The 14,646-nt window shown below is 73.0% G+C and carries 13 protein-coding genes; 10 read left to right on the plus strand and 3 right to left on the minus strand.

Annotated features, from left to right (window positions below; all coding sequences use genetic code 11):
- Window positions 1–21 precede the first annotated feature (21 nt).
- Window positions 22–1,029: a hypothetical protein gene (locus tag ACQPXD_RS33300; RefSeq protein WP_432844366.1), complete on the minus strand. Its 1,008-nt coding sequence runs from the start codon at window positions 1,027–1,029 to the stop codon at window positions 22–24.
- A gap of 63 nt (window positions 1,030–1,092) precedes the next feature.
- Between ACQPXD_RS33300 and ACQPXD_RS33305 the strand changes: the two genes are divergently transcribed.
- The 10 genes from ACQPXD_RS33305 to ACQPXD_RS33350 all read left to right on the plus strand — a co-directional run bounded on the left by ACQPXD_RS33305 (window position 1,093) and on the right by ACQPXD_RS33350 (window position 8,930).
- On the plus strand, window positions 1,093–1,698 hold the full coding sequence (locus ACQPXD_RS33305; RefSeq protein WP_432844051.1) for a CDP-alcohol phosphatidyltransferase family protein: 606 nt from the start codon (window positions 1,093–1,095) through the stop codon (window positions 1,696–1,698).
- Complete coding sequence (locus ACQPXD_RS33310; RefSeq protein WP_432825300.1) at window positions 1,695–2,519, plus strand: DUF881 domain-containing protein; 825 nt, start codon at window positions 1,695–1,697, stop codon at window positions 2,517–2,519. The genes ACQPXD_RS33305 and ACQPXD_RS33310 overlap by 4 nt, the downstream gene beginning before the upstream one ends.
- On the plus strand, window positions 2,516–2,848 hold the full coding sequence (locus ACQPXD_RS33315; RefSeq protein WP_432825301.1) for a small basic family protein: 333 nt from the start codon (window positions 2,516–2,518) through the stop codon (window positions 2,846–2,848). Before ACQPXD_RS33310 ends, ACQPXD_RS33315 begins: the two co-directional genes overlap by 4 nt.
- 4 nt (window positions 2,849–2,852) lie before the next feature.
- Entirely contained in the window at window positions 2,853–3,545 is a 693-nt protein-coding gene (locus ACQPXD_RS33320; RefSeq protein ID WP_432825302.1) for a DUF881 domain-containing protein, read from the plus strand.
- Window positions 3,546–3,561: 16 nt separating this feature from the next.
- Complete coding sequence (gcvH, locus tag ACQPXD_RS33325) at window positions 3,562–3,945, plus strand: glycine cleavage system protein GcvH (protein ID WP_432825303.1); 384 nt, start codon at window positions 3,562–3,564, stop codon at window positions 3,943–3,945.
- Window positions 3,946–4,085: 140 nt separating this feature from the next.
- Window positions 4,086–4,526: an oxoglutarate dehydrogenase inhibitor Odhl gene (gene odhI, locus ACQPXD_RS33330; RefSeq protein ID WP_350613525.1), complete on the plus strand. Its 441-nt coding sequence runs from the start codon at window positions 4,086–4,088 to the stop codon at window positions 4,524–4,526.
- Between the two features lie 73 nt (window positions 4,527–4,599).
- On the plus strand, window positions 4,600–5,247 hold the full coding sequence (ftsR, locus tag ACQPXD_RS33335; protein ID WP_432844053.1) for a transcriptional regulator FtsR: 648 nt from the start codon (window positions 4,600–4,602) through the stop codon (window positions 5,245–5,247).
- 141 nt (window positions 5,248–5,388) lie between these two features.
- Entirely contained in the window at window positions 5,389–5,853 is a 465-nt protein-coding gene (locus tag ACQPXD_RS33340; RefSeq protein ID WP_432825304.1) for a bifunctional nuclease family protein, read from the plus strand.
- Window positions 5,854–6,881: 1,028 nt separating this feature from the next.
- Entirely contained in the window at window positions 6,882–7,433 is a 552-nt protein-coding gene (locus ACQPXD_RS33345) for a MerR family transcriptional regulator (protein WP_432844055.1), read from the plus strand.
- Window positions 7,434–8,306: 873 nt separating this feature from the next.
- Window positions 8,307–8,930 (plus strand): DUF2461 domain-containing protein, encoded by a 624-nt coding sequence (locus tag ACQPXD_RS33350; protein ID WP_432825305.1) that lies wholly within the window; start codon window positions 8,307–8,309, stop codon window positions 8,928–8,930.
- A gap of 1,522 nt (window positions 8,931–10,452) precedes the next feature.
- Here ACQPXD_RS33350 and ACQPXD_RS33355 read toward each other — a convergent pair.
- Together ACQPXD_RS33355 and ACQPXD_RS33360 are read right to left on the minus strand one after the other, a co-directional pair.
- A complete protein-coding gene (locus tag ACQPXD_RS33355) occupies window positions 10,453–12,435 on the minus strand; it encodes a glycosyltransferase (protein WP_432825306.1) in 1,983 nt (660 codons plus the stop codon).
- Between the two features lie 25 nt (window positions 12,436–12,460).
- Window positions 12,461–14,485 (minus strand): amylo-alpha-1,6-glucosidase, encoded by a 2,025-nt coding sequence (locus ACQPXD_RS33360; RefSeq protein ID WP_432825307.1) that lies wholly within the window; start codon window positions 14,483–14,485, stop codon window positions 12,461–12,463.
- Window positions 14,486–14,646: the final 161 nt, after the last annotated feature.

Consider the following 14,646-nt stretch of genomic DNA (forward strand, 5'->3'; position numbering starts at 1 on the left):
AGAAACAAGAGCCAAGCGACCTCAGGTAGCGCGGCACCGGGCGGAGTTGGGGTCCAGTTGCAGCAGCGAGGAATCCACCGCCTCGAAGTCGGAGCCGGTCAAGGACTTCAGGGCGTCGAGCTGCGAGTTGCTCCACCGGTCGTCCTGAGCGCCGGAGAAGAACCAGGGTGAGCCGTTGTCGGCCAGGATCGCGCCGTAGGTCTTCAGGGCCTGTGCGACCGCCCGGGCCTGCGGCGGGAACTTCGCGATGTCCACCGACGCCTTGAGCCGGAACCGGGCGCCCATCGGCGGCAGCGACTGGTCGGTGGCCGACGACGCCGCGTGGCGGGCCGGCCAGACGTACCCCTTGCGGGTCTTCGGCGCCGTGAAGCGGATGGCGTGGTCGATCTTGCCGGCGGCGGCCTCGTCGGCGCGGGGCAGGCCGGGCAGGATCGGCAGGCCGGCCGCGTCGGCGGAGGTCCAGCCGGGCTTGCGCAGCGCGTTGCCGCGCAGGTCGAAGATCGCCCCCGAGCCCGCCTTCCAGGTGCCGTCGGGGTTGGGGTGGGCGTCGAACAGCTCGTACACCTTGCAGACCGACGTGTCCTGCAGAATCACGTGGCGGTCGCCGGTGGCGGACGCACCGCCCTCGACGCGGGCGTTCTTCGGGATCGGGTACGGGCCGGGGTCGCTCTCGCCGGCATACGCGAACGAGACCTTGACCTTGGCCTGACCGGCCGGTACGGCGGTGATCGGGATGCCGAACGCCGGGCCGAAGTCGGGATGGGCGTGAGCCGTGGCGCCGATGCTCGCGACCCAGGCGGCGGAGTCGCGGTGGACGGGCAGCTTGGCGACGTTGGCGTGCCACACGTTGTCGGCCGGGAAGACGGAGCACGGGGCCGAGGGGGAAGGCGCGGCGGAGACGGGCGGGGCCGGCGAGGACGAGGGCGAGGACGAGGCAGGCGAAGCCGCCAACGGTGCGGGAGAAGCGGCCGGGGCCGAGGAGCATCCCTGGAGTACCAAAGCCGCCAGAATCGCCGCCGGAAACTTCATGGTGCGGGACGCTACCCGGCGGGCCGCGGCGCCTCCACAAGGTCACCCGGGCGGGCTGTTAGCATTCCCGGCGTGGCAGACGGGCAGGGTCTCGGGCCGGTGCTCACCGTCCCGAACCTCATCAGCTTCACGCGCCTGCTCGGCGTGCCATTGTTCCTGTACCTCTTCCTCGCCACCGACGCCACCGGCTGGGCGATCGCCGTGCTGGCCGTCGGCGGGCTGAGCGACTGGGTCGACGGGTTCGCGGCGCGGCGGCTCAAGCAGGTCAGCCGGCTGGGTGAGCTGCTCGACCCGCTCGCCGACCGGCTCTACATCCTGGCCACGCTGATCGCGCTGACGGTCAAGGACGTCGTGCCGTGGTGGTTCACGATCGCGCTGCTGGGCCGCGAGGCCGTCATGGTGCTGTGCCTGGTCGTGCTGCGGATCCTCGGCCACGGGCCGCCGCCGGTGCACTACGTCGGCAAGACCGCCACCGCGATCCTGCTCATGGGCTTCCCGATGATGCTGCTGGCGCGCTTCAGCGAGGCGGCCCGGCCGTGGGCGCTGCCCAGCGGCTGGGCGCTGCTGTGGTGGGGCATCGTGCTGTACTGGGTCGCCGCCGTGCTGTACTTCATCCAGGCGGGCATCCACGTGCGGGCCGGGCGCGCGGCGGCTGCCGGCGCGTCGTGACCTCGCCGCGCCGCGACGACCTGCTCGGCGAGCTGTTCCGCAACCCGCTCGACCCGGGGTACGCGGCCGCCGCCGCCCGCCGCGGCGGCGCTCCCCCGCCGAGGTCCGGGCGCTGGCTGACGGCCGCGGCGATGCTGATCATCGGCTTTCTCCTGGCGGTGGCGTACCACCAGGTCGTGGCCGCCGCCCCGGGCACCACGAAGGCCCGCGACGACCTGGTGGCCGACGTCCGGTCGCGCCAGCGCGCCGCCGACGACCTGCAGCGCCGCGCCGCCGAGCTGCGCGACCAGGTCGACCAGGCGCGTGACAACGCGCTCGCCGACAGTGACAGCGCGGCCCGGCTGAAGAACCTCGCCGCCGCCAACGGCACCGGCAAGGTCACCGGCGACGGGGTCGCGGTGCGGGTCGCCGACGCGCCGGCGCAGGTCGACCCGGTGACCGGGCAGGCCGCGGCGGACAACCTCGGCCAGGTGCTCGACCGCGACCTGCAGGACATCGCCAACGGGCTGTGGCAGGCCGGCGCCGAGGCGGTCGCGGTCAACGGGCAGCGACTGACCGCGACGAGCACGATCCGGGCCGCCGGCGGCGTGATCCTGGTCGACTTCCGGCCGGTGACCAGCCCCTACGAGGTGACCGCGATCGGGCCGCCGGACATCGCCGACACCTTCGGCGGGTCCGCCACCGCGAAGCGGTTCAAGCGGTACGTCGAGGAGTACCGGATGCAGTTCAGCGTGAAGAAGCGCACCAACCTGACCCTGGCCGCGGCCGCGGAGCCGCCGCTGAAATACGCGACGACACCCTCTGGAGGTCCCACGCGATGATCGCCGTGATCGCCCTGGTCATCGGGGTTGCGGCCGGCATCTTCCTCGAGCCGACGGTACCGATCGGGCTGCAGCCGTACCTGCCGATCGCCGTGGTGGCGGCGCTGGACGCCGTCTTCGGCGGGGTGCGGGCCAAGCTCGACGGTATCTTCGACGACAAGCAGTTCGTCGTGTCGTTCGTGTCGAACGTGCTGGTGGCGGCCCTGATCGTGTACCTGGGCGACAAGCTCGGCGTCGGTGGTCAGCTCTCCACCGGGGTCGTCGTCGTGCTGGGCGTGCGGATCTTCGGTAACGTGGCCGCGATCCGGCGGCACCTGTTCAAGGCGTAAAAACGTGAAACTTCCGGCCAATCTCGTTATCGCGGTACTGCTCGCACTGCTCGGCTTCGCAGTCGCCGTGCAGTTCAAGGCGGGCGGGTCCGACAAGGAGCTGTCGTCCGCGCGGCCCGAGGACCTGGTGCGCATCCTGTCCGACCTCGACGCCCAGCAGCAGCGGCTGCGCGGCGAGATCAGCGACCTGGAGGAGACGCAGCGTCAGCTCGACTCGGGCGCGCAGGGCCGCGACGCCGCCCTTGCCGAGGCCCGCAAGCGCGCCGATGAGCTGGGCATTCTCGCCGGAACCGGGCCGGCCGAGGGCCCGGGTCTGCAGATCGACGTCACGCAGGGTACCGATGCCATAAAGTCTGAAACGATCCTCGACGCTGTCGAAGAGCTCCGCGGCGCCGGGGCGGAGGCGATGCAGATCTCCGGAGCCGGCGGTCCGGCGGTCCGGATCGTGGCCTCGACGTACTTCGTGGATGCCCCGCAAGGGGGTCGGCTCACCGTCGACGGGACGACGCTCGCCCCGCCATATACGATCACGGTCATCGGAGGGCCGGACACCATGCGGACGGCGCTGAACATCCCGGGAGGGGTCGTGGACAGCGTTCGCCAGCGTGGCGGTACGGTTTCCGTGCGCGAAGCGGATCCGGTGCACGTGACCGCGCTGCACACTGCCGGTGCCTTGCAATACGCCAAGCCCGCCTGAGCCTGAAAGGGTCGACGTGATTCCCGAGGATCTGCGGTACACCGCCGAGCACGAGTGGCTCGCCCCCGCCGCGGAGGGCGCCACCTTCCGGGTCGGCATCACCCACTTCGCGCAGGACTCGCTCGGCGACATCGTCTTCGTGCAGCTGCCCGAGGCCGGCGCGGTGTTCCAGGCCGGCGACGCGCTCGGCGAGGTCGAGTCCACCAAGAGCGTCTCGGAGATCTACGCGCCGGTCGCCGGCGAGGTCGTGGCGGTGAACCCCGAGCTCGCGAGCGCCCCGGAGCTGATCAACTCGGACCCGTACGGCGCCGGCTGGCTCGTGGAGCTCAAGGCGGCGGACCCGGCCGCGGTCGACGCGCTGCTCGACGCCAAGGCCTACGAGGAACTGACCGTCGCCTGAACGAATTTTCCGCCGAATCCTGCCGCGCGTCCCGTTGACCCGCTATTCCGGGCGTGACTAGGCTCGCTCAGCCAACCGTATGCGCTCGCGGTCTTCGAATGCATCCGGCCGGCCCTGACATACGACCGTGAGGTGGTTCGATGACGCGCCCAGACGACGAGTTTCCCCCGCTCGACGTCACTTCCACGCTCAACCTTGGCGCCATTGAGGATGCCATCGAGGGCCCGGACAACGACATGGTCCCCACGCGCATGTCGGGTTCGCTGCCGCCGGGAACGGCTCTGCTCGCGGTGCGCCGCGGCCCGAACGCGGGCGCGCGCTTCCTGCTCGACCACGACGTGACGACGAGCGGCCGCCACCCCGACAGCGACATCTTCCTCGACGACGTGACGGTCTCCCGCCGCCACGCCGAGTTCCACCGCGAGGGCGGCACCTTCACCGTGCGCGACGTCGGCAGCCTCAACGGCACGTACGTCAACCGCGAGCGTGTCGAGGCCGCCACGCTGAGCAACGGCGACGAGGTCCAGATCGGCAAGTTCCGCCTCGTATTCGTGGCAGGACCGCGCCCCGACGAGAGCTGAGGCGATGACGGCGTCCGCGGCCGCCTGGAACTCCCCCACCCCGGGTGACGACGTCACCCGGGGCGAGCGTCTCATGAGCATCGGCGAGGTGCTCGCGCACCTGCGCGCCGACTTCCCCGACGTCACCATCTCCAAGCTGCGCTTCCTGGAGACCGAGGGCCTGGTCGAGCCGCGCCGCACGCCCGCCGGGTACCGCAAGTACACCTGGACGGACATCGCCCGGCTCCGCTACGTGCTGACCGCCCAGCGCGACCAGTACCTGCCGCTGCGGGTGATCCGCGAGCACCTGGCCACCATGCGTGAGCCGCTGACCCAGGTTCCCGAGGTGGTACCCCAAGAGGCCCCCAGCGAGGTCCGGCTCACCCGCGACGAGCTGCTGAACAAGACCGGCCTGAGCGAGCCCGCGCTCAAGGCCCTGGAGGACCACGGCCTGCTCAAGCCCCGCCCCGGCAGCGGCTACGACGCCGACGCCTTGGAGGTCGCCACGGCCGCCGCGCGCCTGGCGGAGTTCGGCCTCGAGCCGCGGCACCTGCGCGCCTACCGGGCCGCCGCCGACCGCGAGATCGGCCTGTTCAGCCAGCTGGTCACCCCGCTGACCAGGCAGAACAGCCCCGCCGGCCGGGCCCGCGCGGCCGACACGGTGCACGAGCTGGCCGCCCTCACCCAGCGCATCCAGGCCGCCCTGGTCCGCGCGGGCCTCCGGGAGATACTGGGCAAATAGCCCGGTCAGCTTTGGACATTTCGCCCGGCGAAGGCCGGGCGATCTTCGCCACTCGGCACAGAACAGCGGCCTTGCGAGTGGCACGACTGCCGGGGGGGCCGTGTAACGTGACGGGAGAGGCAAGTCGACACGGAGGCGGCAGTGCGAGAGCTGAATGTGGTCGGAGTTCGCGTGGAGCTGCCTACCAATCAGCCCATCGTGTTGCTCAAGGAGGTCGACGGCGACCGCTACCTGCCGATCTGGATCGGCGCGGTGGAGGCGACGGCGATCGCTTACGAGCAGCAGGGGGTCAAGCCGGCCCGGCCGCTCACCCACGACCTGATGCGCGACATGCTGGCGGCTTTGAAGACGCCGCTGCACGCCGTGGAGATCGTGGAGATGCGCGACAACATCTTCTACGCGGAACTGGTCATCGGCGACAACGTGCGCGTCTCGGCCCGCCCGAGCGACTCGATCGCCCTAGCCCTGCGGGTCGGCGCCCCGATCCGCTGCGCCGACCAGGTCCTGACCGAGGCCGCCATCGTCATCCCGGACGAACAGGAAGACGAGGTCGAAAAGTTCCGCGAGTTCCTGGAGCAGGTCCGCCCGGAGGACTTCGCCGGCTGACCCACCCGGTCCCCAGTCGCCCAGCACCTGGCCCAGCCCGCCCGCGTGCTGGGCGATGCGTGATGTACGGAGCGGACCGCAGCGGCTCGGTGCGGCGCACCACGACTTTCGTAACGCACGGTAGTTTGTTGCGCTCACTTCAGCGAACGGGCCTTGCGCATGGCCATTCGCCGGGTAGCGTCGATGCCACTGGGCCTTGGGTCGGGGCGATTTACCGGGTGGGCGCCAGCCCGTCTCACGCCGCCACCGCTCCGGCTCAGCTAGTCCGGATCGGCGGGTCAGCGAGCCGCTCGCTAAGCCCGCGCCGCGGACGGCTCGGCGGCACAACGGCCCGGTGGGTCGGCACAGCGAGCTCGGCTCGGTGGGTCGGCTTGGCTCGGTGGGTCGGCTCAGCACAGCGGCGTCGGCTCGGCTCCGTGGCTCGGCTCGGCTCCGCGGGTCGGCTCGGCGCAGCGACGTCGGCTCGGCTCGGTGGGTCGGCGCAGCGGCGTCGGCTCGGCACAGCGGGTCAGGTCGGCACAGCGGGGGTCGGCGGGTCGGCACAGAGGGGTCGGCTCGGGTGGATCGGCGCAGCGGGTTGGCGGGTCGGCGCAGCGGCTCCGCTCGGTGGGCCGGCGCAGCGGGTCGGCGGTGATGTCGGCCACCGTCGCCGGACGCCGGTCCGGGGCCGTGGTCAGGCGCGCGCAAACTTTCGCGCACCGGCACGCGGCGTGTCGCGGCGTTACCTCCCCGCAGACCCTCAAGGTGCGCTATAGGGTTGCGGGTGTTGACGCTGGAGGTGGGTCGCAATGCAACAGCCGCCCGATCCCGGGATACCTGGCCATGCCGATGAGCACGCCGAGGTGACGCCCGACTACCCGGGTTCCCTAACGGCCACCGGCACCGCCTCGGGGCCCGGCAGCCCGGGCTCCCGCGTAGGGGGCGACCCCGCCACCGCCGCAGGACCCGGCACCGCCTCGGCGGCCGGCGGCCCGGGTTCCCGCGTGGCCGGCGACACCCACGCGGCCACGAGCGCCGGCGCTGCGGCAATGCCGGGCGCTGCGGATGCGGACGACGTGGGCTACCGCGGCCCGACCGCCTGCCACGCGGCGGGGATCAGCTACCGCCAACTCGACTACTGGGCTCGCACCAGTCTCGTGGTTCCCTCCGTTCGTGACGCGGCCGGCTCCGGCAGCCAGCGCCTGTACTCGTTCCGCGACATCGTCGTGCTCAAGGTCGTCAAGCGCCTCCTCGACGCCGGTGTCTCACTCCAGAACATCCGCAAGGCGATCGACACCCTGCGCTCCCGCGGCGTCGGCGACCTCGCCGGCATCACCCTCATCTCCGACGGGACCACCGTCTACGAGTGCCGCTCCCCCGAAGAGGTCGTCGACCTCCTCCAGGGCGGGCAGGGCGTGTTCGGCATCGCGATCTCCGGGGCGTTCAAGGAGATCGAGGGCACCCTGTCGCACCTGCCCGCCGAGGCCGCCACCACCGGCGAGGAACTCCCCGCGCCGCCGGCCACCGGCGACTTCGCGACGGACGACTTCACCGGCGGCGACGAACTCGCCATGCGCCGCGCCCGCCGCCGCGCCGGCTGAAACCCCCCGGCGGCGACGAACTCGCCATGCGCCGCGCCGGCCTGACCCCCGGCGGCCGGCGCCCGCCTGCTCACAATCGGCGGCTGCCGTCGCTCGCTGAGCTCGGCGGCCGACACCCCGCTGGCTCCGGAGCCGGCTGGCGTTGCCGGCGGGGCCGCGGTGGACCAGGCCCTGGGGATGGACGGCAGCTTCGGCGGCGGTCTCCGCGGGCCGTCCCCAACCGTGGCGTCCCGATTGAGCCGGGCCGACGCGGCCGAAGGCACCACGCACGCAGGCTCCAAGGCAGCCTCGTGGCGGCGCGGAACCCGCGCACGGCGCAAGGGCACCGCACGCTCGTCGGCAGGTCGGCCTATGGCGGCGGGCGGGCGCATCCGGGCGCAATCGGGTCCGGGCAGCGCGGCGAAGAGCCGAAACTGGAGCACCCATCACGTTTGCGAGCTGGCCCTAGCACCATGCCGCCGCCACGTTCGTTCATGCCGCCAAACTTAGAACAGGGGTACGACAAAAACGGGGCGGCCGTGGCATAGGCCGCGAGGATCGGAGACGTGCTCGCCGGGCGGCGGGCGGCCACGCACTGGGATCACTGCCAGGCGCTGGCGCGGCGGTTTCCGGACATCACGGTCGATCCGGACCCGATCTTCGTGCGCGACGGGCGGGTGGCGACCTCGGCCGGCGTCACCGCGGGCATCGACCTGGGCCTGACGCTCGCCGCCCGGATCGCCGGCCCGGAGGTGGCGCAGGCGATCCAGCTGGCGATCGATACGACCCGCGGCTGCCGTTCGCCGCCGGCTTGCCCGTCACGGCGCCCCAGGAGGTGGTCGGCTTCCTGCGGGCCAACCGGCATCTGGTCATCACGCCGTAGGCTTCCTGTTCGTGACGTTCCACGGCTGGCCGGTCGAGGCACTCGAGTTCTACGACGGGCTCGAGGCGGACAACTCGAAGACGTACTGGACCGCGCACAAGGCGGTCTACGACGACCTGGTGCGCGGCCCGATGAGCGAGCTGCTCGCCGAGCTGGAGGCCGAGTTCGGCCCGGCGAGGATCTTCCGGCCGTACCGCGACGTGCGCTTCAGCGCCGACAAGTCGCCGTACAAGACCTCGTGCGCGGCCACGTTCGAACGCGGCGGCTATCTCCAGCTGACCGCGGCCGGCCTGGCGGCGGGCGCCGGCGCGTACATGATGGACCCGCCACGGCTGGCCCGCTTCCGCCAGGCGGTCGCGGACCCGTCCTCCGGCGAACCTCTGGAGTCGATCATCGCCGACCTGGAGGCGCGCGGCTGGTCGGTGACGTCGCATGAGCAGCTCAAGTCGGTACCGCGCGGCTTCGACAAGGAGCATCCCCGGGCGCACCTGCTGCGGCACAAGGGCCTGATCGCCTGGCATCAGTTCCCGCTGAAGCCGTGGCTCGGCACGGCCAAGGCCCGCGCCCACGTGGAGCAGTTCTTGCGCGGGTGCGGGCCGCTGCAGGACTGGCTGGCGACACACGCCCGGCCCTAGTCAGATTTTTTGTCGTACCCCTGTTCTAAAGTGTCGGCATGAGCGGGGGTGGCGCCGGTGAGTGATCAGGTCGGCTGGGAAGCCTGGATGGCGGAGGCACACGCTGCGGCTACCTTGTTGCGGCGGCGCCGGAGGGAGGCGCGGGCCGCGACCCGGTCCGAGTTCGCCGAGGCACGGCGGCACGGCCTGCAGGCTCGCCATGCCGCGAAGCTCATGCGGCTGGACGCCCGGGCTCGCGACCGCGACGCCGGGCTGACCGGGCGGCCTCACGAGGCGCCCGCCCCGGTCCGCGCGCGCGATCGCGACGCCGGGCTGACCGGGCGGCCTCGCGAGGTGCCCGCCCCGGTCCGGGCGCGTGACGACCGGCTCGCGGGGCGGCCCCGCGCGCCGGTCGACCATGGCCCGGCCGACGGGCGCGTGGACAACGACCCGGTGGAGCGGACGGGCGTGGCAGTCCACCACCGCGGGACCACCGACCGCCTGGGACGGGCCGGCACGCCAGCCCACCGGGCCGTCCACTCGGCAGAGCGGGCCGGCCTGGGCGTTGATCCCGACTGCACTGCCACGCCGACCGGCGTCAGTGATGGCGCGGGGGTGGGCGAGAAGCCGGCGGCGGCGCAGCCGCCGGAGCCTGCAGCGGCGCAGAAGTCCGCAGCACAGCAACCGCCCGGAACGGCCTCGAAGCGACAGGAGTCGGCAGCGCCACATCCGCCCACGGAGAACCATGGACCCACAGCACCGGCGCCCCAGACACCACGAGGTCAACGGCCCTCCGCGGCCAACGGGACCGGCCCGGCCTCACCGCCGCAGGGCAGACCTCGGGTCCGCCGCAGCTGGGGAGGCCACTCGGGCGGCAGCGGTTCGACGCGGCGAGCGCGACATTGTTGGGGACCGCCTCGGCGCGGACGAGCGCGGGGCGGGTCCCGAAGGCCGGACGACCGCGGAGGACACAGGACAAACCGCGCTCCAACTGCGGTGCACCGGGCCGCCACCGTCGTTGTGGGCGCGCCACGGACCGTGAACGCTGGGGGCGCTGGCCGCCGGGGAGCACGGGCGTGGCGACCGGAAGTCTCCGCGATCATGCGCAACCCGGCACCGACACCAACGGTTTTTCATGATCACGGAGTGGTGATGTACGCCCGTGTACCGAAAGGCTCCGGGATCATGGCAAACGCGTCGTGCGGTCATGGCGCACATCATGATCACGGAGACATAGGTCCGCCCCGGCCGCGCAGATCGGATGGTGCGCCCGGCGGGCGGCATCCGCAACGTCCGGCCCGCCGCGCCGCCCAGGGGGTTGGAGCCGATGGGCGCCGCGCTCCGACCGGCGGCCATCGACACCCGGCCTGCGGCGGTGGCCCGACCTGAACTACCACGATCACGCGCCAGCGGCGCGACCCCGGGCGGCTTCGAAGGCAGGAGGCACAGCGACGCTCCGGCGCGGCACCGGCTCGCTGGCGCGGACCCGGCGGGCCGGTTCCCCGGGTGGGCTGGGGCGGGCAGTGCGACGGAAGAGGGGTGATTAGCGGCGTTCTACAGCGGCCATCAGGACATCGAAGGGGGCGGCGGCGGCTTTTGCGGCGGCCTCGCGGGCGGCGGCTTCTCTCGCGACGGCTTGCTCGGTCCAGTAGGAGGCCTCGGCGCGGATGGCGGCTCTGGCGGCCTCGGCACCGGCCTGCCAGGCGGCCTCGTCGGCGGCGACTTCGGCGGGGCAGGCCGAGCGGTCGCCGACGCCCGCGGAACTGGCCGAGCGATCGCCGACTCCGCCGGGGCCTGCGGCGCTGGCTTGGCGATCGCCGGCGTCGGCTGCGCTGGCCAAGGAGTCGTCGGCACTCGCTGGGCCGACCAGGCGGTCGCTGGCGCCGGCGGAGCCGGGCTGCCGGTCGCTGGCGTCGGCGGAGCCGGGCTGGCGGTCGGCGGCGCCGACCGAACCGGGCAGGCGACCGCTGCCTGACGCCGAGCCGGGCAGGCGGTCGCTGGCGCTGGTGGAGCCGGGCAAGCGATCGCTGGCAGAGGTCGAGCCGGGCAAGCGGTCGGCGGCGCCGAGGGAGCCGGGCAGGCGGTCGCTGGCAGAGGTCGAGCCGGGTAGGCGATCGGCGGCGCCGACGGAGCCGGGCAGGTGGTCGGCGGCGCTGGCGGGGGCGGATAGGCGGGCACCGGGGCTGGAGGTGGCCAGGTGGGCGCCGGGGCTGGTGGGAGTGGACGGGCGGGCGCCTACCGGGACCGCTGGAGGGTCGGCCAGGAGGTTGCCCGGGGGGACGAAGACCACCGGGAGGCCGCTGCCCACGAGGGCGGCGTGGCGGCGGGCCTCGAAGGCTGGGGACTCGTCGATGGCGGCGCCGTAGACGGCGGCGGTGCGGGCTGCGGTGGCGCGCCAGGAGTGGTGTTCGCGGACCATCTGGCGGGCGCGGGAGGCCAGGCTCTGGGCGAGCATCGGGTCCTGCAGCAGAGCGGTCACGGCGTCGGCCAGGCCGTCGGGGTCGCCGGCGGGGAAGCGGATGCCGGTGACGCCGTGTTCGACGATCGAGGCCAGGCCGCCGGTGGAGGCGACCAGGAGAGCGGCGCCCGAGGCGGCGGCCTCCAGAGCTACGGTGCCGGTGGGCTCGTAGCGGCTGGGCATGACGAAAGCGTCGGCCGCGGCCAGGACGGCGGCCAGGGTGGGCTGGTCCAGGGTGCCGGGGAAGGAGACCGCGCGGTGCAGTTTCAGGCGGCGGGACTCCTCGATCAGGGTGCCCCGGTAGTCGCCGTCGCCGGCCACCACCGCCCGGGTGCCGGGGTGGCGCTCGCGGATGGAGGGCATCGCGGCCAGGAGGTCCTGCACGCCCTTCTCGGCGATGAGGCGGCCGGCGTAGACGATCAGGGGGCCCTCGCCGGCGAAGCGGAGGCGTGCGGAAAGCACGGCGCGGGGCTCGGCGGTCCAGATGTCCGGGTCGATGCCGCTCGGCACGACGTCGACGCGCTCGGCGGGGACGTCGAACAGGTGCTGGACCTCCCAGCGCAGGTACTCCGTGGGCACGATCACCCGGCAGGCCTCCGTGCCGAGCCACCACTCCACCGAGTGCACCGAGCGGCTGGTCTCGCCCGGCAGGTAGCCCTGGTGGCGGCCGGCCTCCGTGTCCTGCAGCGTGGCGACGAACGGGATGCCGAAGTGTTCCTTGAGGGTGACCGCGGCGTGGGTGACCAGCCAGTCGTGGGCGTGGATCACCTCGTAAGCCGACGGCGGGGCGGTGCGGATGGCGGCCTCGGCGAGCAGGTGGTTCACCGCCATGGTGTGGCCGAGGTCGGCGTCGTCGAAGGGGGGCAGCGCGGCGGCGCGGACCACCCGGACGCCGCCGAAGGTCTCGTTGGCGGGGGTGTCGGGGTGGTGGCGGCTGACCACGGTGACCTCGTGGCCGCCCGCGACCAAAGCGGTGGACAGGGCGGCGATGCGGCCGTGGCGGGCGTCGCCGGAGGCGGTTATGTCAACACTCGACGGAAAATCCCAGGCGATCATCAACACGCGCATGACGGATACCTCTCGTCGCCGACTGTCACCGTAGCGCGTTCCGGCGCTTGCGCGGACCGGCTTCGCGGGCCAATTTTGGTTTTGCCGATGCCTGGTGCAAGTTGCAGTTCTGCCTGATCACCGCGCGGGCGTGCAGCAGTGCCGCGACCGAGCGGGCCGAGAACGGCGCGCCGGTCGGGCGGTGCGGCGCGTCACCCTCCGCGATCTCGCTGACCGAGCCCAGCCCGTGCTCGGTCAAATGTCCCGTCAGGGCGTCCAGCAGCGCGTCCACCGGACGGCCGGCGGCGCACATCGCGTCGACGTACGGCCCGAGCCACCACGGCCACACCGTACCCTGGTGATATGCGGTGTCCCGGGGGACCACGCCGCCACGATGGTGCCCCGCATACCCGTATTCGGCCGGCGCAAGCGTCCGCAATCCGACCGGCGTCAGCAGGGATTCGCCGATGGCGCGCAGCACGTTGTCCCGCAGCTGTGGCTCGTCGGCGGCGGGGGCATAGGGCAGGCTGAAGGCGAGCAGCTGGTTGGGGCGCAGCACGGAGTCGTCGTGCACGCCGCTGCCGCCCTTCGGGTAGGGCGCGGGGCCGGCGTCGACGATGTCGAAGAGCCAGCCGTCGGGGGCGCGGAACCGCTTGACGAACTGGGCCCGCACCGCGTCGCGGCGGGCGTGCACGACCGAGGCGTCCCGGCCGCACCGCTCGCGCATGGCGGCGACGGCGCCGAGGGCGTTGGCCCACAGGGCGTTGAGCTCGACCGGCTTGCCGTCGCGCGGGGTCACCGCCTTGGGCGGGCCGTCCGCGCGGCCGAACATCGCATTCATCCAGGTGAGGCCGGCGTGGTCGGCGTCGAGGGCGAGCAGGCCGTCGAGCGGGTCGACGACGACCCCGTCGCGGGTGCCTTTGGTGTACGCCGCGACGACCCCCTCCACCGCGGGCAGCAGCTCCTGGCACAGCGCGGTGTCGCCGGTGCGGGCGATGTGGCGCTCGACGGCGTGGACATACCACAGCGGGCCGTCGGCGTTGTTGAGCTCCTCCTCGCGCATGCGCACGCCCAGGCCGGCGTGCGCCTGCAGCAGCCGGCGGCCCTCGGCGTGGCGGCCGGTGTGCAGGAAGAGGCCCTCGTAGGCGGTCATCGTGTCGCGCAGGTACGAGCCGAACCACGGGTAGCCGGCGACCACCGCGGGCGCGCCGTCGCCGGACGGGTCCGCGACGATGAACTGGTCGGCGGCCTGCACCAGCAGCCGGTCGGTGGCGTCCCGGGCGCCGGCGAGGCGGACCAGCTTGCGGGCGCGCCGGCGGGCCTCGTCGACGATCGCGGGGCCGGCCGGCAGCGGCGCGTCGAGGTCGCCGGAGCAGGCGGTGACGGTCAGCGTCTCGCCGACCCGCAGGGTGGCCTCGAACGTGCCGGCGGCCCACAGGTCCTCGACCGGGTTGAGGCCGCGGGCCGCTTCCTCGCGGTGGTAGGCGCCGTGATACCAGATCCCGGTCGGCTTCCAGCCGGGCCCGCCGAGCCGGTAGGCGCCGCCCTCGGCGACCATGCCGTCGAATGCCAGGTCGGGGCCCTCGTGGGAGCGCTCCGAGTCGGCCTCGCGCCAGGTGCACAGCGCGGTCAGCGTGAGGCTGACCGAGGCGCCGGGCGGGGCGGCGACGAGCCGGTGCACGACGGCGACCGCGTTGCGGCCGTAGGTCATGGCGACCTCGCGCTCGAGCACGAACTCGCCGATCCGCCAGCGCCAGCGCGGTACCGAATCCGTGATGTCGAACGACGACAGGTGCGTGTGCCCGGCCGGATCCACCGCGCCGGAGGCCCACTCGTGCACCGCCAGGCGGACGTCGGCGCCGCCGGGCAGGCCGAGGACCGGGTCGAGCGCGGCGAGCGCGACGCGGCGCTGCGGCGTGACGAGCAGCGCGTGGTAGCGGCGCGTGCGCAGACCCGCGACCGTGCCGCTGGCGTATCCCCCGAGCCCGTCGGTGACCAGCCACTCCGACTCGAACCCAGCCGCCGCGCCGCAGGCATGCGGGCCGAAGGTCATCACCGATCCTGGGGGCATGTGCCCAACTATGATCCGTTCCCCCTCGCTTGAAACACACGCCACGACCGAATTCGCCTGAGGTTCATCCCGAAACCCTGTCGGAAATCCGACGGCCCACCGGGCACGATTCATTATCGAGTGTGGTGGGCATATCCCAGCCAGCTTCGCGCGTACCCGCG

Source organism: Dactylosporangium sp. CA-092794 (assembly GCF_050948465.1).
Lineage (GTDB): Bacteria > Actinomycetota > Actinomycetes > Mycobacteriales > Micromonosporaceae > Dactylosporangium.